The organism is Curtobacterium sp. 260 (genome assembly GCF_030803485.1).
Taxonomy (GTDB): Bacteria; Actinomycetota; Actinomycetes; order Actinomycetales; family Microbacteriaceae; genus Curtobacterium.
In genome coordinates this window covers 250,658-276,799 of the sequence record NZ_JAURUY010000001.1, presented here as the reverse complement: position 1 = coordinate 276,799, position 26,142 = coordinate 250,658, and the positions used below count along the sequence as shown (strand labels likewise).

General features: G+C 72.4%; 29 protein-coding genes. 12 read left to right on the top strand and 17 right to left on the bottom strand.

Going from position 1 to position 26,142, the window contains the following annotated elements:
* Positions 1 to 7 precede the first annotated feature (7 nt).
* The 3 genes from J2X59_RS01335 to J2X59_RS01325 form a co-directional block, all read right to left on the bottom strand.
* A complete protein-coding gene (locus tag J2X59_RS01335) occupies positions 8 to 1,159 on the bottom strand; it encodes an AMP-binding protein (RefSeq protein ID WP_326495432.1) in 1,152 nt (383 codons plus the stop codon).
* A 16-nt stretch (positions 1,160 to 1,175) separates the two neighbouring features.
* Entirely contained in the window at positions 1,176 to 2,105 is a 930-nt protein-coding gene (locus J2X59_RS01330) for a 1,4-dihydroxy-2-naphthoyl-CoA synthase (protein WP_066655279.1), read from the bottom strand.
* 79 nt (positions 2,106 to 2,184) lie between these two features.
* Positions 2,185 to 2,769, bottom strand: a complete 585-nt coding sequence (locus tag J2X59_RS01325) for a hypothetical protein (protein ID WP_066655281.1) — start codon at positions 2,767 to 2,769, stop codon at positions 2,185 to 2,187.
* A 198-nt stretch (positions 2,770 to 2,967) separates the two neighbouring features.
* On the opposite strand from J2X59_RS01325, the gene J2X59_RS01320 reads away from it, so the two are divergent.
* The gene (locus J2X59_RS01320; protein ID WP_066655283.1) at positions 2,968 to 3,948 is read left to right on the top strand and encodes an o-succinylbenzoate synthase; all 981 of its coding nucleotides are present in this window, start codon (positions 2,968 to 2,970) and stop codon (positions 3,946 to 3,948) included.
* Between the two features lie 249 nt (positions 3,949 to 4,197).
* On the opposite strand, the gene ccsB is transcribed toward J2X59_RS01320, so the two are convergent.
* From ccsB to J2X59_RS01290, 6 genes are all read right to left on the bottom strand, one after another.
* The gene (gene ccsB / locus J2X59_RS01315) at positions 4,198 to 5,178 is read right to left on the bottom strand and encodes a c-type cytochrome biogenesis protein CcsB (RefSeq protein WP_209685265.1); all 981 of its coding nucleotides are present in this window, start codon (positions 5,176 to 5,178) and stop codon (positions 4,198 to 4,200) included.
* 8 nt (positions 5,179 to 5,186) lie between these two features.
* Positions 5,187 to 6,815, bottom strand: coding sequence for a cytochrome c biogenesis protein ResB (gene resB / locus J2X59_RS01310; RefSeq protein WP_251154660.1), 1,629 nt, complete (start codon positions 6,813 to 6,815; stop codon positions 5,187 to 5,189).
* Between the two features lie 73 nt (positions 6,816 to 6,888).
* Positions 6,889 to 7,587: a cytochrome c biogenesis CcdA family protein gene (locus J2X59_RS01305; protein WP_251159651.1), complete on the bottom strand. Its 699-nt coding sequence runs from the start codon at positions 7,585 to 7,587 to the stop codon at positions 6,889 to 6,891.
* Positions 7,588 to 7,632: 45 nt separating this feature from the next.
* Positions 7,633 to 8,244: a TlpA family protein disulfide reductase gene (locus tag J2X59_RS01300; protein WP_066655286.1), complete on the bottom strand. Its 612-nt coding sequence runs from the start codon at positions 8,242 to 8,244 to the stop codon at positions 7,633 to 7,635.
* Complete coding sequence (locus J2X59_RS01295) at positions 8,244 to 8,900, bottom strand: histidine phosphatase family protein (RefSeq protein WP_326495431.1); 657 nt, start codon at positions 8,898 to 8,900, stop codon at positions 8,244 to 8,246. Before J2X59_RS01295 ends, J2X59_RS01300 begins: the two co-directional genes overlap by 1 nt.
* 108 nt (positions 8,901 to 9,008) lie before the next feature.
* Complete coding sequence (locus J2X59_RS01290; RefSeq protein ID WP_066655289.1) at positions 9,009 to 10,499, bottom strand: SulP family inorganic anion transporter; 1,491 nt, start codon at positions 10,497 to 10,499, stop codon at positions 9,009 to 9,011.
* 136 nt (positions 10,500 to 10,635) lie between these two features.
* On the opposite strand from J2X59_RS01290, the gene J2X59_RS01285 reads away from it, so the two are divergent.
* On the top strand, positions 10,636 to 11,010 hold the full coding sequence (locus tag J2X59_RS01285) for a MerR family transcriptional regulator (RefSeq protein WP_235426653.1): 375 nt from the start codon (positions 10,636 to 10,638) through the stop codon (positions 11,008 to 11,010).
* 39 nt (positions 11,011 to 11,049) lie between these two features.
* Here the strand turns inward: J2X59_RS01285 and J2X59_RS01280 are convergent, their stop codons facing one another.
* Positions 11,050 to 11,262: a hypothetical protein gene (locus tag J2X59_RS01280; protein ID WP_251154607.1), complete on the bottom strand. Its 213-nt coding sequence runs from the start codon at positions 11,260 to 11,262 to the stop codon at positions 11,050 to 11,052.
* Positions 11,263 to 11,737: 475 nt separating this feature from the next.
* Between J2X59_RS01280 and aspS the strand changes: the two genes are divergently transcribed.
* Positions 11,738 to 13,078 carry an aspartate--tRNA(Asn) ligase gene (aspS, locus tag J2X59_RS01275; RefSeq protein WP_066658463.1) on the top strand — a complete coding sequence of 447 codons (1,341 nt, stop codon included), beginning with the start codon at positions 11,738 to 11,740 and terminating at the stop codon, positions 13,076 to 13,078.
* Between the two features lie 72 nt (positions 13,079 to 13,150).
* Here aspS and J2X59_RS01270 read toward each other — a convergent pair whose 3' ends face one another.
* From J2X59_RS01270 to J2X59_RS01250, 5 genes are all read right to left on the bottom strand, one after another.
* Entirely contained in the window at positions 13,151 to 13,444 is a 294-nt protein-coding gene (locus tag J2X59_RS01270) for a Dabb family protein (protein WP_209685037.1), read from the bottom strand.
* On the bottom strand, positions 13,441 to 13,704 hold the full coding sequence (locus tag J2X59_RS01265; protein ID WP_066655297.1) for a glutaredoxin family protein: 264 nt from the start codon (positions 13,702 to 13,704) through the stop codon (positions 13,441 to 13,443). Before J2X59_RS01265 ends, J2X59_RS01270 begins: the two co-directional genes overlap by 4 nt.
* A gap of 71 nt (positions 13,705 to 13,775) precedes the next feature.
* A complete protein-coding gene (locus tag J2X59_RS01260; RefSeq protein WP_003792170.1) occupies positions 13,776 to 13,874 on the bottom strand; it encodes a 30S ribosomal protein bS22 in 99 nt (32 codons plus the stop codon).
* A gap of 125 nt (positions 13,875 to 13,999) precedes the next feature.
* A complete protein-coding gene (locus tag J2X59_RS01255) occupies positions 14,000 to 14,194 on the bottom strand; it encodes a helix-turn-helix domain-containing protein (RefSeq protein WP_058729786.1) in 195 nt (64 codons plus the stop codon).
* Between the two features lie 146 nt (positions 14,195 to 14,340).
* Positions 14,341 to 14,856 carry an ArsR/SmtB family transcription factor gene (locus tag J2X59_RS01250; protein ID WP_066655298.1) on the bottom strand — a complete coding sequence of 172 codons (516 nt, stop codon included), beginning with the start codon at positions 14,854 to 14,856 and terminating at the stop codon, positions 14,341 to 14,343.
* A gap of 71 nt (positions 14,857 to 14,927) precedes the next feature.
* On the opposite strand from J2X59_RS01250, the gene J2X59_RS01245 reads away from it, so the two are divergent.
* Entirely contained in the window at positions 14,928 to 16,367 is a 1,440-nt protein-coding gene (locus tag J2X59_RS01245; RefSeq protein ID WP_066655299.1) for a TrkH family potassium uptake protein, read from the top strand.
* Between the two features lie 67 nt (positions 16,368 to 16,434).
* Complete coding sequence (locus tag J2X59_RS01240) at positions 16,435 to 17,073, top strand: potassium channel family protein (protein ID WP_066655303.1); 639 nt, start codon at positions 16,435 to 16,437, stop codon at positions 17,071 to 17,073.
* Between the two features lie 94 nt (positions 17,074 to 17,167).
* On the opposite strand, the gene proC is transcribed toward J2X59_RS01240, so the two are convergent.
* Positions 17,168 to 17,998: a pyrroline-5-carboxylate reductase gene (proC, locus tag J2X59_RS01235; RefSeq protein WP_326495430.1), complete on the bottom strand. Its 831-nt coding sequence runs from the start codon at positions 17,996 to 17,998 to the stop codon at positions 17,168 to 17,170.
* Positions 17,999 to 18,093: 95 nt separating this feature from the next.
* On the opposite strand from proC, the gene J2X59_RS01230 reads away from it, so the two are divergent.
* Positions 18,094 to 19,050: a cation diffusion facilitator family transporter gene (locus J2X59_RS01230; protein WP_271825128.1), complete on the top strand. Its 957-nt coding sequence runs from the start codon at positions 18,094 to 18,096 to the stop codon at positions 19,048 to 19,050.
* 67 nt (positions 19,051 to 19,117) lie between these two features.
* Here the strand turns inward: J2X59_RS01230 and J2X59_RS01225 are convergent, their stop codons facing one another.
* Positions 19,118 to 19,549, bottom strand: a complete 432-nt coding sequence (locus J2X59_RS01225; RefSeq protein ID WP_251154659.1) for a nucleoside deaminase — start codon at positions 19,547 to 19,549, stop codon at positions 19,118 to 19,120.
* A 75-nt stretch (positions 19,550 to 19,624) separates the two neighbouring features.
* On the opposite strand from J2X59_RS01225, the gene upp reads away from it, so the two are divergent.
* From upp to J2X59_RS01195, 6 genes are all read left to right on the top strand, one after another.
* Positions 19,625 to 20,260 (top strand): uracil phosphoribosyltransferase, encoded by a 636-nt coding sequence (gene upp / locus J2X59_RS01220; protein ID WP_066655308.1) that lies wholly within the window; start codon positions 19,625 to 19,627, stop codon positions 20,258 to 20,260.
* Between the two features lie 709 nt (positions 20,261 to 20,969).
* Positions 20,970 to 21,740 carry a winged helix-turn-helix domain-containing protein gene (locus J2X59_RS01215; protein WP_144411342.1) on the top strand — a complete coding sequence of 257 codons (771 nt, stop codon included), beginning with the start codon at positions 20,970 to 20,972 and terminating at the stop codon, positions 21,738 to 21,740.
* Between the two features lie 309 nt (positions 21,741 to 22,049).
* Positions 22,050 to 22,544: a MarR family winged helix-turn-helix transcriptional regulator gene (locus J2X59_RS01210; RefSeq protein WP_326495429.1), complete on the top strand. Its 495-nt coding sequence runs from the start codon at positions 22,050 to 22,052 to the stop codon at positions 22,542 to 22,544.
* Positions 22,541 to 23,890 (top strand): cryptochrome/photolyase family protein, encoded by a 1,350-nt coding sequence (locus J2X59_RS01205; RefSeq protein WP_326495428.1) that lies wholly within the window; start codon positions 22,541 to 22,543, stop codon positions 23,888 to 23,890. The genes J2X59_RS01210 and J2X59_RS01205 overlap by 4 nt, the downstream gene beginning before the upstream one ends.
* Positions 23,887 to 25,377: a serine hydrolase domain-containing protein gene (locus J2X59_RS01200; RefSeq protein ID WP_326495427.1), complete on the top strand. Its 1,491-nt coding sequence runs from the start codon at positions 23,887 to 23,889 to the stop codon at positions 25,375 to 25,377. Before J2X59_RS01205 ends, J2X59_RS01200 begins: the two co-directional genes overlap by 4 nt.
* Positions 25,378 to 25,467: 90 nt before the next feature.
* Positions 25,468 to 26,040, top strand: a complete 573-nt coding sequence (locus tag J2X59_RS01195; RefSeq protein ID WP_326495426.1) for a hypothetical protein — start codon at positions 25,468 to 25,470, stop codon at positions 26,038 to 26,040.
* Positions 26,041 to 26,142: the final 102 nt, after the last annotated feature.

Below are 26,142 nucleotides of genomic sequence, written 5' to 3'. Positions count from 1 at the left end.
GTGACCGCTAGGGGGTCGGTGCGCCCCCGCGGTCCGCGAGTGCCCGGACGGCCCGGCGGTCGGGCTTGCCGGACGCGAGCATCGGCACCGCGTCGACGACCAGGACCTCCGCGGGACGGGCCGCACGGCCCAGGGTCTCTGCGACGTGGGCGCGGACCTCGTCGAGGTCGAGCGGACGTTCCGTGACGACGACGGGCACCTCGCCCCACTCCCCGGACGCGCGCCGCGTGACGACCGCGGCGTCCTGGCCCGCGAGCTCGCGCACGCGCCGTTCCACCGCCCCGAGCGGGACCTTCTCGCCACCGGACACGATGACGTCGTCGAGCCGCCCGAGCACCCGCAGCCGTCCGTCGTCGTCGGCGGTCGCAGCGTCGCCGGTCCGGTACCAGCGGTGGCCGTCGCGCTCGACGAAGGTACGGGCCGTGCGCTCGGGGTCGTCGAGGTACCCCTCGGCGAGCATCGGGCCGGCCAGTTCGAGGGCGCCGTCGACGAGTTCCGCGCGGACCGTCCCGAACGGCGTGCCGTCGTACACGCAGCCACCGCTCGTCTCGCTCGCGCCGTACGTCGTGACGACCCGGACACCGGCGTCGAGGGCACGCTGCCGGAGCGGTGCGGGCGTGGCCTGGCCCCCGACGAGCACGGCGTCGAAGCGGGTCGCGGCGGCGGTGGCGCGGGGGTCGTCGAGCACGCGGGCGAGCTGCACCGGGACGAGCGAGGTGTAGCGCCGCGGCGCCTCGGGACCGACGTCGAGCCGGTCCACCGCGTCGGCGAACGCCCGGCCGTCGAAGTGTCCCGGCGGGAGGACGACGGGCGTCGTGCCCGCCGTGACCGATCGGGTCAGCACGTTGAGCCCGGCGATGTAGTGCGTCGGCAGCGCGAGCAGCCACCGGCCGGGCCCGCCGAGCGTCGCGTCGGCGGACGCGGCGCCCGCGAGCAGCGCCTCCGACGACAGTGCCACGCGCTTGCCGGTCCCGGTGGAACCGCTCGTCTCGACCACCAGGGCGACCCGGCGGGCGACGTGCGACGGCGGGCGCGTGGGCAGCGCCGGGCCGTCCTCGGCGACGGGGAGCAGCGCGGGTCCGCCGGCGAGGGCAGCCTCCAGGCCGCGCAGCACCGCCGACGGGTCGGACGCGCCGACGGCGACCAGCGCGCGGTTCACCGGTGGGCCCGCGGGGTCAGTAGTGCCACGGGAAGGACGTCCACTCCGGCGGGCGCTTCTCGAGGAAGGCATCGCGGCCCTCGACCGCCTCGTCGGAGGCGTAGGCGAGGCGCGTCGCCTCGCCCGCGAAGACCTGCTGGCCGACCATGCCGTCGTCCACGGCGTTGAACGCGTACTTGAGCATGCGGATGGCGGTCGGGGACTTGCCGAGGATCGTCTCGCCCCACCGGATCGCCTCGCGTTCGAGGTCCTCGTGCCGGACAACCCTGTTCACCGCGCCCATCTCGTACGCGCGCTGCGCCGAGTACTCCTCCGCGAGGAAGAAGACCTCGCGCGCGAGCTTCTGGCCGATCTGGCGGGCGTAGTAGGCGCTGCCGTACCCGCCGTCGAAGGACCCCACGTCGGCGTCGGTCTGCTTGAACCGGCCGTGCTCCGCGCTCGCGATCGTCAGGTCCGCGACTGCGTGCAGCGAGTGCCCGCCGCCGGCGGCCCACCCGGGCACGACGGCGATGACGACCTTCGGCATCATGCGGATGAGGCGCTGGACCTCGAGGATGTGGAGCCGCCCCATCGACGCCTGGGCGGCAGCGGGGTCGACGCCCTCCGGCGGGGCGCCCTCGTCGCCGACGTACTGGTAGCCGCTGCGGCCGCGGATGCGCTGGTCACCGCCGGAGCAGAAGGCCCAGCCCCCGTCCTTCGGGCTCGGGCCGTTGCCCGTGAGCAGGACGACACCGACGCGGGGGTCCTGTCGCGCGTCGTCGAGGGCGCGGTACAGCTCGTCGACGGTGCGGGGGCGGAAGGCGTTGCGGACCTCGGGCCGGTCGAACGCGACGCGGACGATGCCCTGCGAGACGTGCTTGTGGTACGTGATGTCGGTGAAGTGCTCAGCGACCGGTGCGGCGGTCCAGACGTCGGGGTCGAACAGGTCGGAGACGGGAGCAGCCATGTGCCCACCGTATCGCCGGCGCCCGGCGCCCGGCGCCGGCCCGCGCCCGAGGCGGGCCGTGGTGCGGTGCCGTCCCGCGCTAGGTGCCCGAGAGGGCCTCGGGCACGAGGACGACGAGCAGCACGATGAGGATGACCGGGTTCGCGAAGAAGGCGAGCACGACCCCGATCGCGCCGTACCAACGGCCGAACGACCCGACCGCGGCGATGAAGCCGAGCACCGCAGCGATGAGGGTGAGGAAGACCACCACGAAGCAGATGCCGAACGCGAAGGTGGTGTCGCCGCCCATGAAGACCGCGAACGCACTCGCGTCGACCGCGGCGGAGACGACGGCGAGCCCGAGGGCGATCTTGCCGACGATCGGGTTCCGACGCCGCCGGGCGGACCGTTCGAGGGCCCGGGCGTCGACGGTGTTCCGCTGCATCAGCCGCTCGAAGTCGCCGGTGTCACCGGACCGGCTCCCGGCGCTCGCTGTCGGCCGTGTCGTCCCGGGGGCGGCGGCGCGCTGCGGCGCCGCCGGTCGCGCGGCACCGGAGCGCTGCACTGCCGAGCGCTGGGCTGCGGCACGTTGGGCCGCCGCGCGCTGGGCCGCGGTCGGCTGCGCGGCCGCACGCTGCGCTGCTGCACGCTGCGCGGCTGCGCGCTGCTGCGGATCCGACGCCACCGGCCCTCCCTCTCCTCGGTCCCCTCACGGACGCGCCACGGTGGTCCGTGACGACGCCGGCGCTGGGCCGACCGGTGCATGCTAGTGCCCGGCCCTGGCGGTCGGCTCCGAGGAACCGGCGGGAGCGCTGGACGCGCGACCAGCCCCTGCCGCCCACCGCGTCCGGGCACCGCACCTGCCCGTGCGCGAGGATGGGGTGTGCTCCCCGACCTCGCCGACCTGACCGCCGACGCCCACGTCGTCGCACTCCCGATGCGCGTCCGCTTCCGCGGCATCACCGTCCGCGAGGCCCTGGTGCTCCGCGGACCCACCGGGTGGACCGAGTTCTCGCCCTTCGTCGAGTACGACGACCGGGAGGCGACCGCGTGGCTCCGGAGCACGATCGACTTCGGGTGGACCGAGCACGACCCCGCCGCCGACGCCGTGCCCGTCAACGCCACGGTGCCCGCCGTCGGACCGGACGCGGTCGCCGACCTCCTGGCCCGCTACCCCGGCTGCACGACCGCGAAGGTCAAGGTCGCCGAGCCCGGCACGAGCACCGACGACGACGTCGCCCGCGTCGCCGAGGTCCGTCGGGTGATGGGGCCGGGAGCGGCCGTCCGGGTGGACGCCAACGGGCTCTGGTCCGTCGACCAGGCCGTCGAGGCCCTCGAACGACTCGCGCCGTACGGACTCCAGTACGCCGAACAGCCGTGCCGGTCGGTGCCGGAACTCGCTGAGCTCCGACGCCGGATCGCGGGACTCGACGTGCCCGTGGCCGCGGACGAGAGCGTGCGCCGGGCCTCGGACCCGCTCGCCGTCGCCCGGGCGGGGGCGGCGGACGTGCTCGTCGTGAAGGCCCAGCCCCTCGGCGGGGTCACCGCGGCACGGGCGATCGTGGCCGAGGCGGGGCTGCCGTGCGTCGTGTCGAGTGCGCTCGACACGTCCGTGGGGCTCGGGACCGGGGCGTTCCTCGCGGCGGCGGCGATGAGCCCCGGCTACGCCGCCGGGCTCGGGACGGCGGCCATGTTCGAGACGGACGTCACCGACACGCCACTGCTGCCGGTCGACGGTCGGGTGCCGGTCCGCCGTGCGGAGGTGTCGCGGGAGCTGCTGGAGCGGAACGCGGCATCGCCGGAGCGGACGGCGTGGTGGCTCGCGCGGCTGGAGCGCGTCCACGCCCTGCTCGCCGCCGCGTAGACCGGGCTGCCGCGGGCGACGACGAGGGAGCAACCGACCGAACGGTGTCCGGGCGGCGACGAGCGCGCAGGACGTGCCGCTCACGTCCGCCGGACGGGCGAGACTCGTCGGCCTCGACCGCCGAGCGTGACAGATCGTGCCCGCTCTCGCGAGGCAGGAACGCCCGGACACGACGGACGGGAGGCGCGGTGCCCGATGGCACCGCGCCTCCCGTCCCGGGGTCGCCGCCGCAGCGACGCCCGGTCGGCCTCACAGGCCGGAGTAGCTGTGCAGGCCCTTGAAGAAGACGTTGACGACCGAGAAGTTGAACATCACCGCGGCGAACCCGATGAGCGCCAGCCACGACGACCGCGCACCGCGCCACCCGCGGGTCGCACGCGCGTGGATGTACCCGGCGTAGACCACCCAGATGATGAAGGTCCAGACCTCCTTGGTGTCCCACCCCCAGTACCGGCCCCAGGCGCGCTCGGCCCAGACCGCACCCGCGATGAGCGTGAAGGTCCACAGCACGAAGCCGACGAGCAGCACGCGGTAGGTCAGGACCTCGAGCCGTTCGGCGTCGGGGAGCGTCTCCATGAAGCGGAGCTGCTTCGACGCGGGACGACCCTGGCGGTACGTCTGCACGAGCTGCGCCACGGCGAGCCCGGCGCCGAGGGCGAAGAAGCCCGTCCCGGCGATCGCGACGAAGACGTGGATGACCAGCCAGTACGACTGCAGCGCGGGCTGCAGCGGCACGACGGGCACCCAGTAGTTCACGGTCGCGATGCCGAGCAGGATGATCGTCAGACCGGTGATGAACACACCGAGGAACTTCAGGTTCTGCCAGAGCTGCACGAGCAGGAAGATCAGCGTGATGAGCGCCGTGCCCGTGAGCGAGAACTCGAACATGTTGCCCCACGGGACACGGTCGGCCGCGATGCCGCGCAGGACCGTGGCACCGACGTGCAGCACGAGCGCGAGGATCGTCATCGCCATGCCGACCCGCTCGAACTTCGTCCCGCCGCCGCCGGGGCGACCCCGGTCGGCCTCGACCTTCTCGAGCACGACCGTCCCGCCCTGCACCGTCGCGACGGTGCGCGCGGCGGGCGCTGCCGGCGCAGCAGCCGAGGCGGACGCCACCTGACCCGACCGCTTCGCCATGTCGAGCGCGAACGAGATGAACGCGATGACGTAGACCGCCATCGCGGAGTACGTCAGGACGACCGAGTAGGTCGCGAGGTTGGTCGTCATGTCCGGGTTCACGCAGGGATCCTAACTCCGAGGTCCGACAGGTGCCTCTTGGCGATGTCGTCGACGGCGCGCTCGAGGTTGGGGTCCTCGCCGCGCGCCAGGCCGGCGTACTCGAGGTCGTACTCGCCGTGCTCGGCTCCCCGGCGCGGGACCGCCTTCACCCACACGCGGCGGCGGGGCACGAACAGCGAGGTGAGCAGGCCGAGCACCGCGAGCACCGCGAACCCGGCGACGAACGCCTGCGAGGGGTCGTGGTGCACGTCGAGCGAGACGTAGCGCTTCACGCCGTCGAAGGTGATCGAGCCGGTACCGTCCGGCAGGGTCTTCGTCTGGCCGGGCTTCAGCTCGATGCTCGGGGTCGTCGACTGCCGCCCGGCGATCTGCTCGAGACCGCTGGTGTCGAGCGAGTACACGCTCTGCGGGACGCCGCTGTCGAGACCGAGGTCGCCGCGGTACACCTGCAGGGTCAGGAGCGGGTTCTGCGCGTCCGGGTAGGCGCTGGCGAACGCACCGGTCGACAGCTTCGACGCCGTCGGGTAGAAGAACCCGACGAGCCCGAGCTGCGACGGCGAGGCGTCGGGCACCTTGATGACGCCGGTGGACGTGTAGTTCGCGTCCTCGGGCAGGAACGGCACGACGTCCTGGAACGCCACGTTCCCCTTGCCGTCGCGGATCGTGACCTGCATCGCGTAGCCGTTGCCGAGCAGGTAGACGTTCGTGCCACCGACCGACAGCGGGTCGTTCACGCCGATGCGACCGGTCTTCGGCTCCTGGCCCTTCTCGCGGCTCGTCACCGTCGCCGAGTAGTCCAGTGCCTGGCCGAGGGCGTCGAGGTTCTTCTCCTCGTACGTCGTGGTGAACTTGTCGAGCGTCAGGTTGTAGCCCTGCAGGTCGGTCTGCCGGAACCAGCGGCCGGGGTTGAACGAGTCGTAGGAGCCGAGGACGTTCGAGAACGTCTGCCCCTCGACGAGGAGTCGCTGCCCGGTGTAGCTGAAGCCACCGCCGAGGCCGACCGCCACGAGCACGCCGACGAGCGCCGCGTGGAAGACGAGGTTGCCGGTCTCGCGCAGGTACCCGCGCTCCGCGCTCACGGAGTCGCCGAACCGCTCGACCCGGTAGCCGGACCGCTTGAGCAGTGCCGCCGCGCGGGTCACGGCGTCGTCGACGGACGGGAGGCTCGTGGTCGCGTCCGCCTCGACCGGGACGGACCGGTAGCCGGCGAGTCGGCCGAGACGCACCGGCGTCCTCGGCGGTCGCGTCCGGAGCGCCTGCCAGTGGTGCTTCGTGCGCGGGACGATGCACCCGATGAGCGAGACGAACAGCAGCAGGTAGATCGCCGAGAACCACACCGAGGTGTAGGTGTCGAAGACCTGCAGTGTGTCGAGCACGGGGAAGAGCTGCGGGTGGTCCGCCTTGTACTGCACGACGCCGTTCGGGTCGGCGGTGCGCTGCGGCACGAGGGATCCCGGGATCGCCGCGAGCGCCAGGAGCATGAGCAGGAAGAGCGCCGTCCGCATGCTCGTCAGCTGCCGCCAGAAGAAGCGGACGTAGCCGACGAACCCGAGCTTCGGCTGCGTCGGGCCGTCGTCCGCTCCGGGGGCCGGTGCGGCACTGTCGACGTGGTCGGACGGCCGCATCGGGTCGGCGCCCGCGGACACGTCGTCCGCGGACCCCGGTCCGCTACCCGACCGCTCGGGGGTGGTGTCGCGCTCAGACCGCGGGGACAAAGCTCTGGATCACCGCCCCGAGGCTCGACATGACGGCCGACCAGATGCCGGTGACCATGAGCAGACCGATGACGATCAGGATCGCTCCTCCGATGATGTTGACGGTGCGCATGTGACGCTTCACGATGCGGATCGCGCCGGTCGCCCACCCGGCGCCGAGCGCGACGAGGACGAACGGGATGCCGAGCCCGAGGCAGTACGCGACGCCGAGCCACATGCCCTGCCACGCGCTGCCGGACTGCACGCTGAGCAGGTTGATCGCTGCGAGCGTCGGCCCGAGGCACGGGGTCCAGCCGAGGCCGAACACGATGCCGAGCAGCGGCGCCCCGACCAGGCCCGTCGCGGGGGTCCACGACGGCTTGATCGAGCGCTGCAGGAAGGTGAAGCGTCCGATGAACACCAGGCCCATCGCGATCACGACGACACCGAGGACCTGCGTGATGAGGTCACGCCACCGGACGAGCCAGAAGCCGAGCGCACCGAAGACCGTCGTGTAGGCGACGAACACCGCGGTGAAGCCGAGCACGAAGAGCACGACGCCGAGCACGACCCGACCGCGGCGCTGCCCACCCTCGGCGATCCCGCCGACGTACCCGAGGTAGCCCGGTACGAGCGGGAGCACGCACGGGGAGAGGAACGACACGAGTCCGGCCAGTGCTGCCACGGGCAACGCGACCAGCATCTGGCCGCTCAGGATCGCGTCCGCGAAGGGGTTGCCGGGCACGGGTCAGGACGCCTTGCCGTCGAGCTCGTCGCTGACCAGGGTCTGCAGGATGCTCTTGCCGTCGATCGCGCCGAGGACGCGGGCGGCGACGCGGCCCTGCTTGTCGAGGACGATCGTGGCGGGCACGGCGTTCGGAGCGATCTGCCCGGACAGCGCGAGCTGCACGGTGCCGTCGCGGGCGTCGAGGACGGTCGGGTAGTCGACGCCGAAGGTGCGCTCGAACGCCGCCGCCGTGCCCTCCTCGTCACGCACGTTGACGCCCACGAAGACCACGTCGTCGTCGGCGTACTGGTCGTGCACCTGGTTGAGGTACTTCGCCTCGGCCCGGCACGGCGGGCAGCCGGCGTACCAGAAGTTGAGCACGACGACCTTGCCGCGGAGCTCCTCCGCCGAGACGGTGTCGCCGTCGGTGTCCTTCGTCGTGAAGTCGACCGGGGCGCTCCGCTCGTCCGTCGCGACCTCGGTCACCGCACCGGTGCCGGAGATGTAGTTCTGGGTGGTGCCGCTGCCGTACTGGCGGGACAGGTCGTCGTTCGACGACGAGCACCCGGCGAGCGCCAGGGCTGCGATCACCGCCGAGGCCGCGACGGCGGCGATCCGGCTGCGTGCGGACATCAGACTGCTCCTTCGTCGACCGCGGACGCACGCAGGGACTGCGCGGGGTCCGCGTACCCGACCTCGGTGAACCGACCGGACGAGGTGGCGGGCACACGCTCGAGGGTCGTGATGCTGGACAGGTCGCACCGACGCTTGCGCGGGTCGTGCCAGAGCGGCTCCCCCGCGAGCTTGCGGTGCACGGTCCAGATGGGGAGCTGGTGGCTGACGAGGACGACGTCGCCGCCGTCGACGCTCTCCCAGGCGGAGGCGACCGCGGCGAGCATGCGGTTCGCGATGGACTCGTAGGCCTCGCCCCAGCTCGGCCGGAACGGGTTCGCGATCCAGGGCCACTCCGCAGGGCGTCCGATGGAGCGCTTCGTGAAGCCGGGGCGCTGGCCCTCGTAGCGGTTCGTGGGCTCGATCAGGCGCTCGTCGAGCGAGACCTCGAGCCCGTAGGCGGCGGCCCAGGGCGCCGCGGACTCCTGCGTGCGCTGCAACGGCGACGCGACGATCCGTCGGACGTCGACCCCGGCGTCGTACCAGGCGGTCGCCGACGCACCGGCCATCCGGGCGCCGAGTTCGCTGAGCCCGAAGCCGGACAACCGGCCGTAGAGCACGCGCCCCGGGTTGTGGACCTCGCCGTGCCGGACGAGGTGGATCCGTGTCGCGGGCATGGGTTCCAGTCTAGGTCGCTCCACCGTCATCACCCGCCCCACAGCGGATTCACCGGATGTGCGACCGTTCAGCCCCTGCGACCGTTCGGCCCCGCTCGGTCGCTGCCGTCAGCCCAGCCGTCCGGTCAGTCGGCCGTGCAGTGCCACCGACCCGGTGTTCAGGTTCACGACCTCGACGGTCGATCCGTGTCGCGCGTACCGCTGTTCCACGCCGTCGAGTGCCGCGACGGTGCTGGCGTCGAACACGTGCGCGCCCGACATGTCCACGATCACCCGCTCCGGGTCCTCGGCGTAGGAGAACCGCGTCACCAGGTCGTTGGACGACGCGAAGAACAGGGCCCCGTGCACGCGGTACCGCACGGTGCGCTCGTCGACCGGCTCGCGCACCACGGACACGACGTGCGCCGCGCGACGGGCGAAGACGAGGGCCGCGACGACCACGCCCACCAGGACACCCGTCGCGAGGTTCTGGGTGACGACGACCACCACGACGGTCACGACCATGACCGCCGTCTCGCCGAGCGGCATCCGCCCGAGCGTGCGGGGCCGGACGCTGTGCCAGTCGAAGGTCGCGACGCAGACCATGAGCATCACGGCCGTCAGGGCCGCCATCGGGATCTGCGCGACGAGGTCGTGCAGCACGATGGTCAGGACGAGCACCGCCGCGCCCGCCGTGAAGGTGGACACCCGGGTCCGGGCGCCGGCGGTCTTCACGTTGATCACGGTCTGGCCGATCATCGCGCAGCCACCCGTGCCGCCGAAGAACGCCGAGGCGATGTTGGCGATGCCCTGGCCCCACGACTCGCGCCAGCCGCTGGACCGGGTCTCGGTCAGGGAGTCGACGAGCTGCGCGGTCAGGAGCGTCTCGATGAGGCCGACGATCGCGACCCCGAACGCGTACGGCGCGATGATCTGCAGGGTCTCGAGCGACAGCGGGACCGTGATGCCGCCGAACCCGGGCAGCGCGGTCGGCAGGGAGCCCTCGTCGCCGACCGTCGGCACCGCGACCCCGAACACGATCGTGATCGCCGTGACCACGACGACCGCGATCAACGGCGCGGGGACGGCCTTGGTCAGGAAGGGGAACGCGACGATGATGCCGATGCCGAGCGCCGTCAGCGGCCAGACCACGAACGGGACGTCGTCGCCGAGGAGGTTGGGCAACTGCGCCGTGAAGATCAGGATCGCCAGCGCGTTGACGAAGGCCACGTTGACGCTGCGCGGGATGAAGCGCATCAGTCGGGCCACCCCGAGGAAGCCGAGCACCAGCTGGACCACACCGCCGAGCACCACCGCGGGGACGAGGTAGGCGACGCCGTGGTCGCGCACGAGCGGAGCGATCACGAGCGCGACCGATCCGGCTGCGGCCGAGATCATCGCGGGTCGCCCGCCGACGATCGAGATGACCACCGCGATGACGACGCTCGAGAAGAGGCCGACGGCCGGGTCGACCCCGGCGACGACCGAGAAGGAGATGGCTTCGGGGATGAGGGCGAGTGCCGTGACCACGCCGGCCAGGACCTCACGGGTGAGGAGCCGGGGCGACCGGAGCGCGGTGAGGACGGTGGGTGCCGCGGGGGCGAGCGGTGCGAGGGACATTGCCAGCGACCATACCCTGACGTGAGGGGAGGGTTGCGCCGGGCAGACGAGCACTCCGAGCGACCCCGGACGGCGGTCTGCCACCATGGCTGCCGTGCACGCGATCGACTCCCCCGCCCCGACGCCGGGCGACACCATGCACATCGGTGAGCTCGCCGAGCGCGCCGGCATGTCCCTGCGGACGATCCGGCACTACGACGAGGTCGGGCTGCTCGTGCCGAGCGGACGGACCACCGGAGGGTTCCGGGTCTACACGGCGCAGGACCTCGAGCGACTGCTCGTCATCCGTCGGATGAAGCCGCTCGGGTTCTCGCTGGACGAGATGGCGGAGCTCCTGCGCGTCGTCGACGCCCTCGCCGACGCCGGACCCGAGGACCAGCCGGCACTCGCCGCCCGCCTCGACGCGTCGCTCGAGGACGCCCGCGCCCGGCACGCGAAGCTCGTCGAACGGGCCGGCATGGCCGAGGAGTTCATCGGCACGCTCAGCACGCTGCGCGCCACGCTCCCCTGAGCCCCGGACGACACCCGGCAAGCCGGAGACACCGCTCGGTCACCGGTCGACCTGCAGCTCACCGGACTCGATGAGCCGCGCCCGCTCCCGTTGTGCCGCCCGGAGTTCATCGCGCCACCGGAGCAGGTCGTCGTGGACCCGGATGATCCGTCGTGCCTCCCAGGGTCGGAAGCGGTACTGCCGTCGGATCAACTGCCGCCACTCGTCACGATCGCGTTCGATGAGCGCGACCACCGGGTCTTCCACTGCCATCTGCGTTCCCTTCCGTGATGAGGTCGAGCACGATCTTGCCGATCGCGGCGTCATCGGCGCGAAGGATCTGCATTCTGGACATCGCCCGAGCGCTGAACCGACCGACCTCAGCCCGGCCGACGTCGCCGTCGCACACCTGGTCGACAGTCCACACGAACCGCGCCCAGGCCCGGTCGCGTTCCTCGCGCCCGACGTCCCGCCGCCACCGCACCAGCGCCCAGACGCCTCCCACGGCCGCGCCGACCAACGTCAGCACCGACCCGACCGCAGCCGCGACCACCGCCGCCACCGCGACGGGCGGCCAGGCCGCGAGCCCCGCTCCCGTTGCCGTCATCCGGGATCCCCTCTCGACTCGCGACCCGACCACACGGACGACGCTACGGACGTGCCGGGGCCGAACCGCGCCTCCCGGCCGACGCTGTGGAGAGAACGGACCGGGACCCCACCTGTGGAGGAGGCCGTAGACTCGACGACCGTGATCGAACGCACCCGCATCGCCGACCTCGCCGCCCTCCCCGACGGCCCCGTTGCCGTCGCCGGCTGGGTGGAGACCGTCCGCGACCAGAAGAAGGTCCAGTTCGTCGTCCTCCGCGACGAGACCGGCGCCGCGCAGCTGGTGAACCCCGCCACGCGCGAGGCCGAGGACGGCGACGACGACGCCCAGGCCCGGCTCGCCGTCACGAACGAGGTCTCCGGGCTCGCGCACGGCACCTTCGTGCACGTCCGCGGCACCCTGAAGCACGACGAGCGCGTGAAGCTCGGCGGGCTCGAGGTCAAGGTCGGCTCGCTCGAGGTGGTCAGCGCCGCGAAGCCGGAGACGCCCATCGCGGACGACTCCTCGCTCGACAAGCGTCTCGACTGGCGCTTCCTCGACCTGCGCAACCGCAAGCAGAACCTGATCTTCCGCATCCAGACGACGCTGGAGCACGCGTTCCGCACGTACTGGGTCGAGCGTGACTACATCGAGATCCACACCCCGAAGCTGATGGCGTCGGCGTCCGAGTCGCGCGCCGAGCTCTTCCAGCTCGAGTACTTCGAGACCACCGCCTACCTGGCGCAGTCCCCGCAGAACTTCAAGCAGATGGCGCAGCCCGCCGGCTTCGGCGCGGTGTTCGAGATCGCGGACGCGTTCCGCGCGGACCCGTCCTTCACGAGCCGTCACGCCACCGAGTTCACGAGCGTCGACGCCGAGATCTCGTGGGTCGAGTCGCACGCCGACGTCATGGCGATGCACGAGGAGCTCCTCGTCGCCGGCTTCACCGCCGTCAAGGACAAGTACGGCAAGGAGATCGAGGAGGTCTTCGGCTTCGAGTTCGTCGTCCCGACCGCTCCGTTCCCCCGCGTCACCCTGGCCGAGGCCCGGAAGATCGTCGCCGACAGCGGACACGACGTCGTGCGGGCGGACGGCGACCTGGACCCCGAGGGCGAGCGTCGCGTCAGCGCCTGGGCGAAGGAGACGCACGGCTCGGAGTTCGTGTTCGTCACGGACTACGACGCCTCGATCCGCCCGTACTACCACATGCGTCACGCCGACGACCCGACGCTCACGAACAGCTACGACCTGCTGTTCAACGGCGCCGAGATCTCCACGGGTGCCCAGCGTGAGCACCGCGTCGACGTGCTCGAGGCGCAGGCCGTCGAGAAGGGCCTCGACCCCGAGGAGCTCGGCTGGTACCTCGACTTCTTCCGCTACGGCGTCCCGCCGCACGGCGGCTTCGGCATGGGCCTCGCCCGCGTGCTCATGCTCGCCCTGCACGAGCCGTCCATCCGCGAGGTCACCTACCTGTTCCGCGGACCGACGCGCCTGACCCCGTAGTCACCACCGACGACGACGGCCACCCTCCGACAGGAGGGTGGCCGTCGTCACGTGCGGGCCGGGAGGCGCGGGTCAGCTCTCCCAGTCGATGGCCGCTCGCCCCGTGACGAGCTCGCGGATCTCCGCTGCCGCCGCCTGGTGGTCCGGGTGGAACTGGTACTCGTCGAGACCGGCCAGGTCGTCGAACGTCGCCACGACGGCCAGGTCCTGGTTCTTCCCCGGGTAGGCCACGTTGTCGACGACCTCGAGCGACCGGATCGAGCCGATCGTGCCGACGAGCCCGGTCAGGAGCTCGCGGACGTGCTCGACCGTCGCGGTGCGGTCGAGGTCCTCGCGGACGGTCCAGGAGACGACGTGGTGGATCATGCGCTGGCCTCGGCCTTCTCTGCCTTCTCGAGGGCACCGTGCAGCCGGTCGGCGTCCACGTGCCAGTTGCTGTGGACCCGGCCGTCGACGAGGACGACCGGGATGTCCTCGGCGTACTCCTCGCGCAGCGCGTCGTCGTCGAGGATCGACCGCTCCTCGAGGGTGACACCGGGGTGGGCGGCCACGACCTGCTCCACGACCGGACGGGCGTCGTCGCAGAGGTGGCAGCCGGGCTTCGTCAGGAACGTCACGGCGGGCATGTCCCCCACGATAACGCGCCCGGGAACACGAAAGCCCCGGCGGACCGGGGCTTCGGGTGCAAGTACTGGACTTACTTCTTGTTGCGACGCTGGTGACGCGTCTTGCGAAGGAGCTTGCGGTGCTTCTTCTTCGCCATGCGCTTGCGACGCTTCTTGATGACAGAACCCATAGTGGACCTCGCTCGGAACGATGCAGATGTGTGGACACCGGGCCCGAAGAGACCGCGGAAAATCAACCCGGCCGAGTCTAGCGGAGCGCAGCGGTCCTGTCGAACGGGCGCGCGCCGGGCCGACCTCAGCCGACGTCGGCGATGCCGCCGCGCAGGAGTTCGGCGACCGCCGACTCCGGGACGCGGAAGGACCGGCCGAACCGGATCGCGGGGAGCTCCCCCGCGTGCACCATGCGGTACACCGTCATCTTCGAGACGCGCATCATCTCGGCCACCTCAGCGACGGTGAGGAAGCGCACGTCGTCGAAACTGCCGGTCATGGTCCGCCTTCGGGTTCCCGCGGATCGCGCGGGGTCGGTGTGACCAGTGTGGTCAAGGGCGAGTGTAGGGGCGCGTGGGACCACGTGTCCAGGAGACTCCGAGCGGACGCTCGACCGCGGTGCGCGAGGGGTCTCCGACCCGTCGGTCAGTCGTCCTCACCGCGGCGCGTGAAGCGCTTCCGGCTGCGGTCGACGACACGCTCCCAGCCCTGCTGCGCACCCGAGAACGCGGCGGTCGCGCGGTGCGAGGCCTCCGCCATGACGCGACCCAGCTCGGTGCCGACCTCGACGGTGGACCGCGCTGCGGTGCCGGTCCGGCGGAACGAGACCGGCTGCCCGTCGAGCGTCCACGAGGTCGTCGCCGGGGTACCGTCCGCGTCGACCGCTCCCGTGAAGGGGACGACCCACTCCTCGAGCCGGACGAGCGGCTCCGGGTCGAGCCGGTAGAAGCGGTGCTGGCCCTCCTCACGGCTGGAGACGAGACCGTGGTCGCGCAGGACGCGGAGGTGCTTCGACACGGTCGGCTGGCTGACGCCGATCTTCTCGACGAGCTGCCCGACGCTGAGTTCGCCGCCGGTGGCGTCCGAGCCGTACGCCGTCAGCAGCGCCCCGAGCAGCTCGCGCCGGGTCGGGTCCGCCACGACGGTGAAGATGTCGGCCATGCGGCAAGGCTAGCCGGACCCGTACGCATGTACCATGACCGCTGACCTGCCCACGGCTCCGGAGGCACAGGATGCTCGACCGCACCGAGCCGCTCAACCGGCACACGCCGACGAGCGGGGTGAGACGGCGTCTGGACGGTGCCCTCGGCGTCCTCCGGTCGTCGCCGTCGCGGCTCGCGATCCTGGTGTTCGTCGCGCTGATCCTCATCTTCACGACCCTGTTCATGACGCCCTGGGCGGCTGCGGACCGGACCCCGACGCACTTCGCGGACGCGCTGTTCACGGCGGCGTCGGTCGTCTGCGTGACCGGGCTGGCGACGGTCGACATGGCCACGCACTGGTCGGTCTTCGGCAAGGTGCTCATCGTCGTCGGGACCCAGATCGGCGCCGTCGGCGTCCTCACCTTCGCCTCGATCCTCGGCCTGGTCGTGACACGGCGGCTGGGGCTCCGTGCCAAGCTCATCGCCGCCGGCGACTCGAACCCGCTCCGCACGCACTCCGGCGCCGTCCCCGAGGGGCAGGCCGTGCGGCTCGGGGAGGTCGGCACGCTCCTGCTCACCGTGGCGGTGAGCACCCTGACGATCGAGATCGCGATCGGCGTGCTCCTGCTGCCGTCCACGCTCGCCGCCGGCTACCCGTTCTGGACCGCCGTCGGGGACGCCTTCTACTACTCGGCGATGGCCTTCACGAACACGGGCTTCTCGCCGAACGCCGAGGGGCTCACCCCCTTCGCGAACGACTACTGGTTCCTGTCGCTCCTCATGGTCGCGGTCGTGGCGGGCTCGATCGGGTTCCCGGTGATCCGGGCCGTCACCAAGCAGTTCCGCACCCCGCGGCGGTGGCCCATCCACGTGAAGCTCACGCTGGCCACCAGCGCGGTGCTGCTCGTCCTCGGCGCGGTCGTCTACACGGCGCTCGAGGCCTCGAACCCCCGCACGCTCGGGGACGCCGGCGCCGGACACACCGCGTTCCAGGCGCTGTTCTTCTCGACGATGACGCGGTCCGGCGGGTTCGCCACGATCGACGTCGAGCAGATGCACGGCGCCAGCCTGCTCGTCACCGACATGCTCATGTTCATCGGTGGCGGTTCGGCGTCGACGGCCGGCGGCATCAAGGTGACGACGCTGGCGGTGCTCTTCCTGGCCGCGGTCGCCGAGGCCCGCGGGCGCCAGGGCATGGAGGCGTTCGGGCGCCGCATCCCCGGTGACGTCCTGCGCGTCGCCGTCGCGGTCGTGCTCTGGGGGGCGACGATCGTCGCCGTCATGACGGTGGTCCTGCTGCAGATCACCGGCGACTCGCTCGACCGCGTGCTCTTCGAGGTCATCTCCGCCTTCGCGACCTGCGGCCTGAGCTCCGGCATCTCCGCCGAGCTCCCGGAGGCGGGCAAGTACGTCCTCGCCGCCACGATGTTCCTGGGCCGGGTCGGTACAGTGACCATCGCCGCCGCGCTGGCCGCAAGCCAGAGCCGGCAGTTGTTCCGCCGCCCCGAGGAGAGGCCGATCGTTGGCTGACCGCCGTCCCCGCGCCGACCGTCGCGCACCCCACCCCGTCACCGGAGCCGTCAGCCACGACGCCCCCGTGCTCGTCCTCGGCCTCGGCCGCTTCGGCGCCGCCACCGCCGGTCAGCTCGAGCGCCAGCACCGCGAGGTCCTGGTCGTCGACACCGACGCCGGCCTCGTCCAGAAGTGGTCGGACCGCGTCACCCACGCCGTGCAGGCGGACGCGACGGACATCGACGCCCTGCGGCAGATCGGCGCGCAGGACTTCGCGATCGCGGTCGTGGCAGTCGGTTCGCACCTCGAGTCGAGCGTGCTCATCACCTCGAACCTCGTCGACCTCGGCATCCCGCAGATCTGGGCGAAGGCCGTCAGCCGCTCGCACGGCACGATCCTGTCCCGCATCGGGGCGAACCACGTCGTGTACCCGGAGCGCGAGGCCGGCGAACGGACCGCGCACCTGGTGTCCGGTCGGATGCTCGACTTCATCGAGTTCGACGACGACTTCGCGGTCGTCAAGATGTTCCCGCCGCGCGCCGTGCGCGGCAAGGACCTCGCGACGACCGTCATCCGGACCCGGCACGGCCTCACGGTGCTCGGCATCAAGTCGCCGGGCAGGGCGTTCGTGCCGGCAACCCCGGACAGCGTCATCGGCGAGGACGACGTCATCATCGTCTCGGGGACCGAGACCGACCTGGAGCGCTTCGCCGCGCTCGAGTAGCGACCCGACGTCGGACGGGAGGCCCGTGGCGGCGCTGCCACGGGCCTCCCGTCCGTCCCGTGGTCACGCCGGACAGGCCGACCGGCACCCGCGGTCAGGACGCGGCGATCTCCTCGGCCCGGGCGATCGCGGCGCGCGACGCGCGGGTGAAGGTGCCGGCGAGGTCGGCCTCCTGCAGGACGGCGACCGCACGCTCGGTGGTGCCCTTCGGACTGGTGACGGCGCGGCGCAGGTCGGCGGGCTCCCGCCCGGACGCGGCGAGGAGTTCGACGGCTCCCCGCACGGTCCCCTGCACCATCGTCGCGGCCTGCTCCGGGGTGAACCCGAGCGACTCGGCGGCCTGCTGCCACTGATCGACGAGCAGGAACACGTACGCGGGCCCCGATCCGGAGACGGCGGACAGGGCGTCGAGCTGCGACTCCGGCACCTCGATGACCTGTCCGGACGCGGCGAACACGCTCGAGGCGAGCCCGACCGCCTCGTCGTCGGCCGTGGACCCTGCGCTGATGCCGGTGACGCCGTGGCCGACGCCGATCGGGGTGTTCGGCAGTGTCCGGACCACACGGACGCCCGCCGGGACACGCGCCTCCATCGAGGCGAGCGTGGTGCCGACCGCGACGCTCACGACCACCGTACCGGGGTGGAGCGACGCGGCGACCTCGTCGAGGACCTCGCCGATCATGTGGGGCTTGACCCCGAGGACGACGAGCCCGGCCCCGCGGACGGCCTGCCGGTTCGCGTCCGGGTCGGTCTCCGTCGCCGACGCCTCGAGCCCACGCTCGCGCCATGCCGCCGCCGACGCTCCGGACCGGGTGGTGAGCGTCACGGTCGCGGGGTCGAGGCCGGCGGCGAGCAGGCCCTCGAGGACGCTGCCGGACATGGAGCCGACGCCGAGCATGGCGGTGCGGGGCAGTTCGATCGTCATGGTCCCGACCCTACCCAGCGCCCACGCCTAGGATCGGTCCGTCAGGGGGCCGCCTGCGGTGCGGGCCCGGTGCACGGCAGGGAGAAGGGACACCCGTGAGCGCTTCGGGAGGCACGAGGGCGATCGTCGCCGCACTCGCCGCGAACGTCGGCATCGCGATCGTGAAGTTCGTCGCGGCCGCGATCAGCGGGTCCGCCGCGATGCTCGCCGAGGGCGTGCACTCCCTCGCCGACTCCGCGAACCAGCTCCTGCTCCTGCTCGGCGGCCGCCGTGCGCGCCGCGCAGCCGACCAGGAGCACCCGTTCGGCCACGGCCGCGAACGGTACGTGTACGCGTTCGTCGTCTCGATCATCCTGTTCACCATCGGCGGGGTGTTCTCGTTGTACGAGGGCATCGAGAAGCTCGCCGACCCGCACCCGATCACGAACTGGTGGCTCCCCGTCGCCGTGCTCGTCGTCGCGATCGGCCTCGAGGGCTTCTCGCTCCGCACCGCCCTGCGCGAGGCCCGTCCGCACAAGGGCTCGCAGTCGTGGGTGCAGTTCGTGCGTCGGGCGAAGGCCCCGGAGCTCCCCGTCGTCATGCTGGAGGACACCGCGGCGCTGACCGGTCTCGTGTTCGCACTGCTCGGCGTCGGGCTCACGGTGGTCACCGGCAACGGGGTGTTCGACGCGATCGGCACGATCCTCATCGCCCTGCTCCTCATCGCGGTCGCCGTCGTGCTCGGCATCGAGACGAAGAGCCTGCTCGTCGGCGAGGGCGCGAGCGTCGCCGACGTGGAGCGCATCAGGGCCGCCGTGCTCGACGGTCCCGAGGTCGAGTCGATCGTGCACCTCAAGACGCTGTACCTCGGGCCGGACGAGCTCATGGTCGGCATGAAGGTCGCGGTCGACGGGGACCGCCGGCTCGGGGACGTGGCCGCGGGCATCGACACCGTCGAGCAGCGCATCCGCGCCGCGGTGCCGGTCGCCCGCGTGATCTACGTCGAGCCGGACGTCCTCCGGACCGGACCGCGGCCGCCCACCGAAGCGATCGTCATCCGCGCCGCCGACTGAGCGCAGGCCCGTCGAGCCAGGCCTGTCCGGACAGAGCCGTCCGGGCAGGGCCGTCCGGGCAGAGCCGTCAGCGGCGATCGCGGAAGAACGCGTCGAGCAGGTCGGCACAGGCCTGCTCGCGCACCCCCGCGACGACCTCGGCACGGTGCGGCAGACGCCGGTCCCGCGCGATGTCGTAGACGCTGCCGCTCGCCCCGGCCTTCGGGTCCCAGGCCCCGAACACGATCCGCGGCACCCGTGCGGCGAGTGCGGCTCCCGCGCACATCGGGCACGGCTCGAGCGTGACGACCAGGGTGTGCTCGGCGAGGTGCCAGTCCCCCGTCGCCTCGGCCGCCGCCCGCAGCGCGAGCACCTCGGCGTGGGCGGTCGGGTCCTGCCGGGCCTCGCGTTCGTTCCGGCCGACCGCGACGACCTCGCCCGCAGCGTCGAGGACGACGGCACCGACCGGCACGTCCCCGGTCGACAGGCAGGCACGCGCCTCGTCGAGCGCTCGGTCCATCGCCGCGGTGAACGGTCGTCCGGCTGGGTGCTCCACGCGTCGATCCTGCCCCATCGGCACGGTACGCTCGACACCATGCGAGTCCACGTCGCCGACCACCCGCTCATCACCCACAAGCTCTCGGTGCTCCGCGACCGGACCACACCCTCCCCGACCTTCCGTGCGTTGACGGAGGAGCTCGTGACGCTGCTCGCCTACGAGGCCACGCGCAGCGTCCGGGTCACCGCCACGCCGATCGACACCCCCGTCGCGCACACGATGGGTGTCGCGATCGCGAAGCCCCGTCCGCTCGTCGTGCCGATCCTGCGCGCCGGGCTCGGCATGCTCGAGGGCATGGTCAAGCTCGTCCCCACCGCCGAGGTCGGCTTCCTCGGCATGGCCCGCAACGAGGACACGCTCGAGCCGCAGACCTACGCGGAGCGCCTGCCCGACGACCTGTCCGGTCGGCAGTGCTTCGTGCTCGACCCGATGCTCGCGACCGGTGGCACGCTGGCCGCCGCCATCGACTTCCTCTTCGACCGCGGCGCGGAGGAGGTCACGTGCGTCTGCATCCTCGGCGCACCCGAGGGCCTGGCCGCCGTCGAGCAGGCCGTCGGTGACCGCAACGTGAGCATCGTCCTCGGCGCCCTCGACGAGAAGCTCGACGAGAACGGCTACATCGTCCCGGGTCTCGGCGACGCCGGCGACCGCCTGTACGGCCTGGCCGAGTAGCACCCGCTCCCCCGACGCCCCCGTCGACCCGGCTCCGGCCGTGTCGACGGGGGCGTCTCGCGTCTTCGGCGCTCGCGCGGGACGGTGTCGTCGTCGCGAGACGCCGCCGACTCGACGAGACACCGCCGCTTCCGGGTGCGTCTCGCGCGAAGGGCGGCGTCTCGCGCGAGAAGCGGCGTCTCGCGCGCCGACCGCGTCACGCGCACCGCGCCCCGCCCACGCGACGGCGGACGGGAGGCCCGTGGCGGGCCGGCAGCGCGCCTCCCGTCCGGCAGCGGGGTCCGCCCGACCACCGGCTGTCCGCTCTCGTCACCGTCCGTGCGGACGGTTGACAGCGCCTTGGTATACCGCGGATACTCGTCCCATGACTGCAACCGTGTCCTCCCGAGTCCTCTCCGAGGCCCTGGGGAACGCCGGCACCATGATGCCGGCGTCGGCGGTCATGCGTTGTCGAATGTGTGCCTGATCGGTACCCGTTCCAGCCGGATCCCCCGCGACACCACCCCGGTCGCGCGCATGTGATCCCCGGGTGACAGCACCTCGACGACGCCCCCACACCGCGTCCCATCGGAGCGCAGACCACCCGTACCTCCCGGGAGGCCCCGGTCCACCGCAGGACCGCTGGGCGACACGGCGATCAGCCGTACCCGGACCGACGCACTCGACACCGCACGGTGCACCGCACCGCAGCCCCGCCCGGAGAACCGCCATGTCGCTCACGATCCCCCAGCCCCGCACCGCCCTCCGTCCCGCCACCACGGTGCCGACCGACCTCGGCACGGTCACGCCGATCCGTCCGCGTCGCACGCCCGTCGCCCCGCCGGTACCGAGCGGGATCCCGACGAGCCCGGTCGTCGCACCGCAGCGGAACCGGGCGCTCCCCGAGGGCACCGAGGCGCGTGGCTTCGCGCTCTACGTCGGCATCGACGAGGCCGCGGCCGCTGCCGCCGGGACGAGCCTCGCGGCCGTGGTCGAGCAGCTCAAGGCCCTCACCGCCCAGCTCGTCCCGTCGTCGGAGACCTACGCCGCCGTCGCCGTCGCCGCCGAGGGGTCCGGGGGCCGCGACGTGGACGTGGTCCGTCTCGCGCTGCAGGACCGCTCCGCCGTGGCCGCCCGCAAGCAGGCCGAGAAGCCCGAGCCGGAGGAGACCGGTGTCGTCATCGACATCTCCCGGAAGCGCGTGACGCTCGACGGCGAAGCCGCTCCCCTGACCTACAAGGAGTTCGAGCTCCTGCAGTTCCTCGTGCTGCGCGAGGGCCAGACCGTCGACCGTGCCGCGATCATCGAGGGCCTGTGGTCCGACGATGAGGACGAGACCCCGAACGAGCGCACCATCGACGTGCACGTGCGTCGGCTCCGCTCGAAGCTCGGTGCGTTCGAGGAGATCGTGCGGACCGTGCGCGGCGTCGGCTACCGCTTCGACCGGCACGCCGACGTCGCGGTGCGCTACGCCTCGACGCCGTCGCCCGACCTCTTCTGATCTGCTCCGACGACGTTCGGCGAACTCGCAGCGAACGGAGCCCGGACACGCTGGCGCGCCGTTACCTCGCCGTTATACAGTCGGAGTCGCAGGCAGTGTTTGCTGTGGCACCGCCTGCGGAATGTGATTGCAGGACACTCTTGGTGCAAGGGAGAGGGCCGGTCGCTCAGAAGGCGACCGGCCCTCGTCACGTCCCGGCCCTCGTCACGTCCCGGCCCGGCCCACCGGTCCGCTGTCCCCCGCGACCCGACCGGTGTCACACGCCCCTCGGTAGTGTGGACCGACCGTACGACCGGAGGGACGACGACCGTGGACGACGTACGCCGCAGCGACAAGGCGACCGCCGTCGCGGCCTGGGAGGCCCTGTTCCGGGCACAGGTGACCGTGATGCGCGCACTCAACACCGACTTCCCGGGCGGTGAGATCTCCTTCAACGAGTACGACGTCTGCTTCAACCTGTCGACGCAGCCCGGACGACGCTGCCGGATGCGCGACCTGACCGGTCACCTGCTCCTGACCCAGCCGAGCGTGAGCCGCCTCGTCGACCGCCTCGCCTCGCGCGGCATCGTCGAGAAGCAACCCGACCCGTCGGATGCGCGCGGCGTGATCGTCGCCCTCACCGCGCACGGCTTCGACGTCTACCGCTCGGTGGCGGTGCAGCACGCGCAGACCATCGCCGACCAGGTCGGAGCCGGACTCGACGACGACGAACTCCGCACCCTCACGGAGCTGTGCACGAAGCTGCGCACCGCAGCCGGCGGTACCGACCCCCGTCCCCGTCCGGCCGAGGCGGTGTCCGCATGAGCGGCGCGGTCGTCTGGCTGCGCGAGGACCTGCGGCTCGGCGACAACCCGGCGCTCCGTGCCGCGATCGACCACGGCGGCCCGGTCACCGTCGTGGTCGTGCTCGACGAGGAGTCCGCGGGCATCCGTCCCGTCGGCGCCGCGAGCCGCTGGTGGCTCCACCACTCCCTCGCCGCCCTCGACGCCGAACTGCGGTCCCGGCACTCGCGGCTCGTCCTGCGCCGTGGCGGTGCCGCGCGGGTGATCCCCGCGGTGGTCGCGCAGGCCGGGGCGGACGCCGTCTACTGGAACCGTCGGTACGGCAGGGTCGAGCGCGATCTCGATGCGGGGATCAAGAGCGCCCTGACGGACGACGGCACGGAGGCCCACAGCTTCGCGGCGAACCTGCTCTGGGAGCCGTGGACGGTGCTCACCGGTCAGGGCGAGCCGTTCAAGGTGTTCACCCCGTTCTGGCGAGCGGCACAGGCCATGCCCGAACCGCGGCACCCGCTGCCGAAGCCGCGCGACCTGCCCGCTCCTGCGGACGTGGACTCCGACGACCTCGACGACTGGGCCCTGCTGCCGACGGAGCCGGACTGGGCCGGCGGCCTCCGCGACGCGTGGGAGCCCGGCGAGGCGGGGGCGCACCGCAAGCTCGAGCAGTTCGTGCACGACGCGCTCGAGGACTACGACCAGCGTGACGAGCCCGCGATGGCGGCGACCAGCGACCTGTCGCCGCACCTGCGCTGGGGCGAGGTCAGCCCGTACCAGGTGTGGCACCGCCTGCACGGCGAGCTCGAGCCCGAGCAGCGCCGCCAGGCCCCGGCGTTCCTCCGCCAGCTCGCGTGGCGGGAGTTCAACTGGAACGAGTACTTCCACTGCGACGACATCGCGACCGTGAACGTCCGCCGCGAGTTCGACGCGTTCCCGTGGCGTGACGTCGACGACGACGAGCTCGACCGCTGGCGGCACGGGCGGACGGGCTTCGACCTCGTCGACGCCGGCATGCGGGAGCTCTGGCACTCGGGGGCGATGCACAACCGCGTCCGGCTGGCCGCGGCGAGCTTCCTCGTGAAGAACCTGCTCGTCGACTGGCGCATCGGCGAGCAGTGGTTCTGGGACACCCTGGTCGACGCCGACCCGGCGAACAACGCGGGCAACTGGCAGTGGGTCGCGGGCTCGGGCTTCGACGCCGCGCCGTACTTCCGCGTGTTCAACCCCGACCGGCAGATGGAACGCTTCGACCCGCACAGGGAGTACGTGCGGCGCTGGGTCCCCGCGGACGAGGAACGCCCCGAGCCGATGGTGGACCTCAAGGCCTCCCGGCAACGTGCACTGGACGCCTACGACCAGATGCGTCGCGCATGACGGTCCCGCGAGACGTGCTCGCCGAGGTCGACGCCCTGTTCGCCGCGCGGGTCGCCGACCGGGTCGCGCCGAGCAGCGTCTGGGGCGTGTTCGACCGGGAGGGCCTGGTCGCGTCCGGAGGTCACGGTGACCGAGGCGACGGGCGCGCGCCCGACGCCGACACCGTCTACCGGATCGCGTCGTGCACCAAGAGCGTGACCGCGGCGACGCTGCTCACCCTGGTCGCCGAGGGGTCCGTCGCCCTCGACGACCCGATCACCACCGCCGTACCCGCCTTCGCCGAGGTCGCCCTCCCGTCGCCGGACGCCCCGGTGCCGACGCTCCGGATGCTCCTGACGATGTCCGGCGGGCTGCCGACCGACGACCCGTGGGCGGACCGGCAGGAGTCGATCGACGACGACGCCCTCGACGCCGTCCTCCGGGCAGGGCTGCTGTTCGACTCCGTCCCGGGCACCCGCTTCGCGTACTCGAACACCGGTTACGCCCTGCTCGGGCGCGCGATCGCCCGAGCAGCCGGCACGCCGTACGCCCGGGCGGTGACGGACCGCGTGCTCCGGCCGCTCGGGCTGACCGACACCGTGTTCAGCGCCGTCGAGGCGCGCGGTTTCGTCGTCGTCGGCCAGCGCGACGACGACGGGTCGTGGACCCCGCAGCCGATGTCCGGGCCGGGCGCGTTCTCGCCCATCGGCGGACTCTTCTCGACCGTCCGCGACCTGGCGCGGTGGGCCCGGTACCTCGCGTCGGCGTCCACCGCTGCGCCGGAGGACGGGCCGGTCTCCCCCGCGGACCGTCGCGCGATGCAGCAGGCGATGCGGATCGTGCCGTCCGCGGTGGTGCCCGCGGCGAAGCGACCGACGGCGTACGGGTTCGGGCTGTTCGTGGAGCAGGACGACCGCGCGGGTGAGATCGTGTCGCACTCCGGCGGCTACCCCGGCTTCTCCGCGCACGTCCGGTGGTCGGTGGAGCACGGGCTCGGCGTGGTCGCGTTCGAGAACGCCACGCAGGCGAAGGTCTCGGCACCGGCCGAGCGGGCGCTCGACCTGCTGCTCGCCGAGACGCTCGACGCCCGTGCGGCGGCGCCGGCGGCCTCCACCACCACGAGCGGATCAGCAGCCACGCCGGGCGTCCGTCGGACCACGGAGGCCACGCACACCGCGCGTCGGGCCGTCACCACGCTGCTGCGGGCCTGGGCCGACCCGGCCGTCGACGACGACATCGCGGCAGACCTCGGCGCCGCCGTCTGCACGCCGAACGTCCCCCTCGACCGCGCGTGGACCGCTCGACGGCGCGCCCTGCTCGAGTCCGCGCACGCCGTCGGTGCAGACCTCGCCGCCGCACCGGTCGACGAGCAGTCCTCGGTGCCGTCGCACCTGCGCTGGTGGCTGCCCGGCAGCGCCGGCCGTCTGCGGATCGAGATCCGGCTCGCCCCCCTCGCGGCGGGTCGGGTGCAGAGCCTGACGGTGACGCCGGAGCGTGCCGAGCACTGAGTCACGCGGACCGGCCGGTGATCGGCTAACATATCAGGTGATCGTGTGCGCACGGTCGCCGACCGATCACTCGACCTCGCGGGAGACGCCATGCCCAGGAGACCCGACCCGACCCTGAAGCCCGCGATCGTCGCGAAGGTCGCCCGGCACCTGCAGGACACCAAGCTCGAGGACGCCTCCGTCCGCAGCCTCGGCCGGGTGCTCGGCACGAGCGCCTACCCGATCGTGTACCACTTCGGCTCGCGGGAGTCCCTGATCGACGCCGTGGTCGACCACCTGTCCGTCGACCAGGACCGGGCGCTCGACCCCGCCGCGGAGCCGTGCGCGCTCACCGACCACCTGCTCGCCGTCTTCGGCGGGCTCGACACTCCGGAGCGGCGACTCGCGGCCCGTCTGACGTTCGAGCTCGGCTGCGTCGAGGGCCTCGACGGTCGTGACCACCAGCAGCGGCTCCACCGACGACGGGTCGACGAGCTCGCGGCCTGGTGCCGTGCGCACGGCCGGTGCGGGACGGACGCCGAGCGGACCGCCCGGGCGGTGGTCGCTGCGGCACGCGGTGCCCAGTGGAGCGCACTCGTCGACCCCGACCGCTCGGACGTGGACGGCGCGCTGCGGGCGATCGCCGAGGAGCTGGCGTCGTCCGTCCGTCTGGCGGCCGCCTGACGGCCACACGGCACGACGGACGGACCGGCACCGTCGGATCGAGCGGCACCGTCGGACGGACCGGCACCGTCGGACGGACGGGAGGCGCGGTGCCAGCCGGCA

Excerpts from the sequence above, each read along its gene's own strand:
- J2X59_RS01330 (WP_066655279.1), bottom strand. The coding sequence starts at position 2,105 with ATGGCTGCTCCCGTCTCCGACCTGTTCGACCCCGACGTCTGGACCGCC.
- ccsB (WP_209685265.1), bottom strand. The coding sequence starts at position 5,178 with ATGACGACCAACCTCGCGACCTACTCGGTCGTCCTGACGTACTCCGCG.
- resB (WP_251154660.1), bottom strand. The coding sequence starts at position 6,815 with ATGCGGCCGTCCGACCACGTCGACAGTGCCGCACCGGCCCCCGGAGCG.
- J2X59_RS01305 (WP_251159651.1), bottom strand. The coding sequence starts at position 7,587 with ATGCTGGTCGCGTTGCCCGTGGCAGCACTGGCCGGACTCGTGTCGTTC.
- J2X59_RS01300 (WP_066655286.1), bottom strand. The coding sequence starts at position 8,244 with ATGTCCGCACGCAGCCGGATCGCCGCCGTCGCGGCCTCGGCGGTGATC.
- J2X59_RS01295 (WP_326495431.1), bottom strand. The coding sequence starts at position 8,900 with ATGCCCGCGACACGGATCCACCTCGTCCGGCACGGCGAGGTCCACAAC.
- J2X59_RS01290 (WP_066655289.1), bottom strand. The coding sequence starts at position 10,499 with ATGTCCCTCGCACCGCTCGCCCCCGCGGCACCCACCGTCCTCACCGCG.
- J2X59_RS01285 (WP_235426653.1), top strand. The coding sequence starts at position 10,636 with ATGCACATCGGTGAGCTCGCCGAGCGCGCCGGCATGTCCCTGCGGACG.
- J2X59_RS01280 (WP_251154607.1), bottom strand. The coding sequence starts at position 11,262 with ATGGCAGTGGAAGACCCGGTGGTCGCGCTCATCGAACGCGATCGTGAC.
- J2X59_RS01270 (WP_209685037.1), bottom strand. The coding sequence starts at position 13,444 with ATGATCCACCACGTCGTCTCCTGGACCGTCCGCGAGGACCTCGACCGC.
- J2X59_RS01265 (WP_066655297.1), bottom strand. The coding sequence starts at position 13,704 with ATGCCCGCCGTGACGTTCCTGACGAAGCCCGGCTGCCACCTCTGCGAC.
- J2X59_RS01260 (WP_003792170.1), bottom strand. The coding sequence starts at position 13,874 with ATGGGTTCTGTCATCAAGAAGCGTCGCAAGCGCATGGCGAAGAAGAAG.
- J2X59_RS01255 (WP_058729786.1), bottom strand. The coding sequence starts at position 14,194 with ATGACCGGCAGTTTCGACGACGTGCGCTTCCTCACCGTCGCTGAGGTG.
- J2X59_RS01250 (WP_066655298.1), bottom strand. The coding sequence starts at position 14,856 with ATGGCCGACATCTTCACCGTCGTGGCGGACCCGACCCGGCGCGAGCTG.
- J2X59_RS01245 (WP_066655299.1), top strand. The coding sequence starts at position 14,928 with ATGCTCGACCGCACCGAGCCGCTCAACCGGCACACGCCGACGAGCGGG.
- proC (WP_326495430.1), bottom strand. The coding sequence starts at position 17,998 with ATGACGATCGAACTGCCCCGCACCGCCATGCTCGGCGTCGGCTCCATG.
- J2X59_RS01225 (WP_251154659.1), bottom strand. The coding sequence starts at position 19,549 with ATGGACCGAGCGCTCGACGAGGCGCGTGCCTGCCTGTCGACCGGGGAC.
- upp (WP_066655308.1), top strand. The coding sequence starts at position 19,625 with ATGCGAGTCCACGTCGCCGACCACCCGCTCATCACCCACAAGCTCTCG.
- J2X59_RS01215 (WP_144411342.1), top strand. The coding sequence starts at position 20,970 with ATGTCGCTCACGATCCCCCAGCCCCGCACCGCCCTCCGTCCCGCCACC.
- J2X59_RS01205 (WP_326495428.1), top strand. The coding sequence starts at position 22,541 with ATGAGCGGCGCGGTCGTCTGGCTGCGCGAGGACCTGCGGCTCGGCGAC.
- J2X59_RS01200 (WP_326495427.1), top strand. The coding sequence starts at position 23,887 with ATGACGGTCCCGCGAGACGTGCTCGCCGAGGTCGACGCCCTGTTCGCC.
- J2X59_RS01195 (WP_326495426.1), top strand. The coding sequence starts at position 25,468 with ATGCCCAGGAGACCCGACCCGACCCTGAAGCCCGCGATCGTCGCGAAG.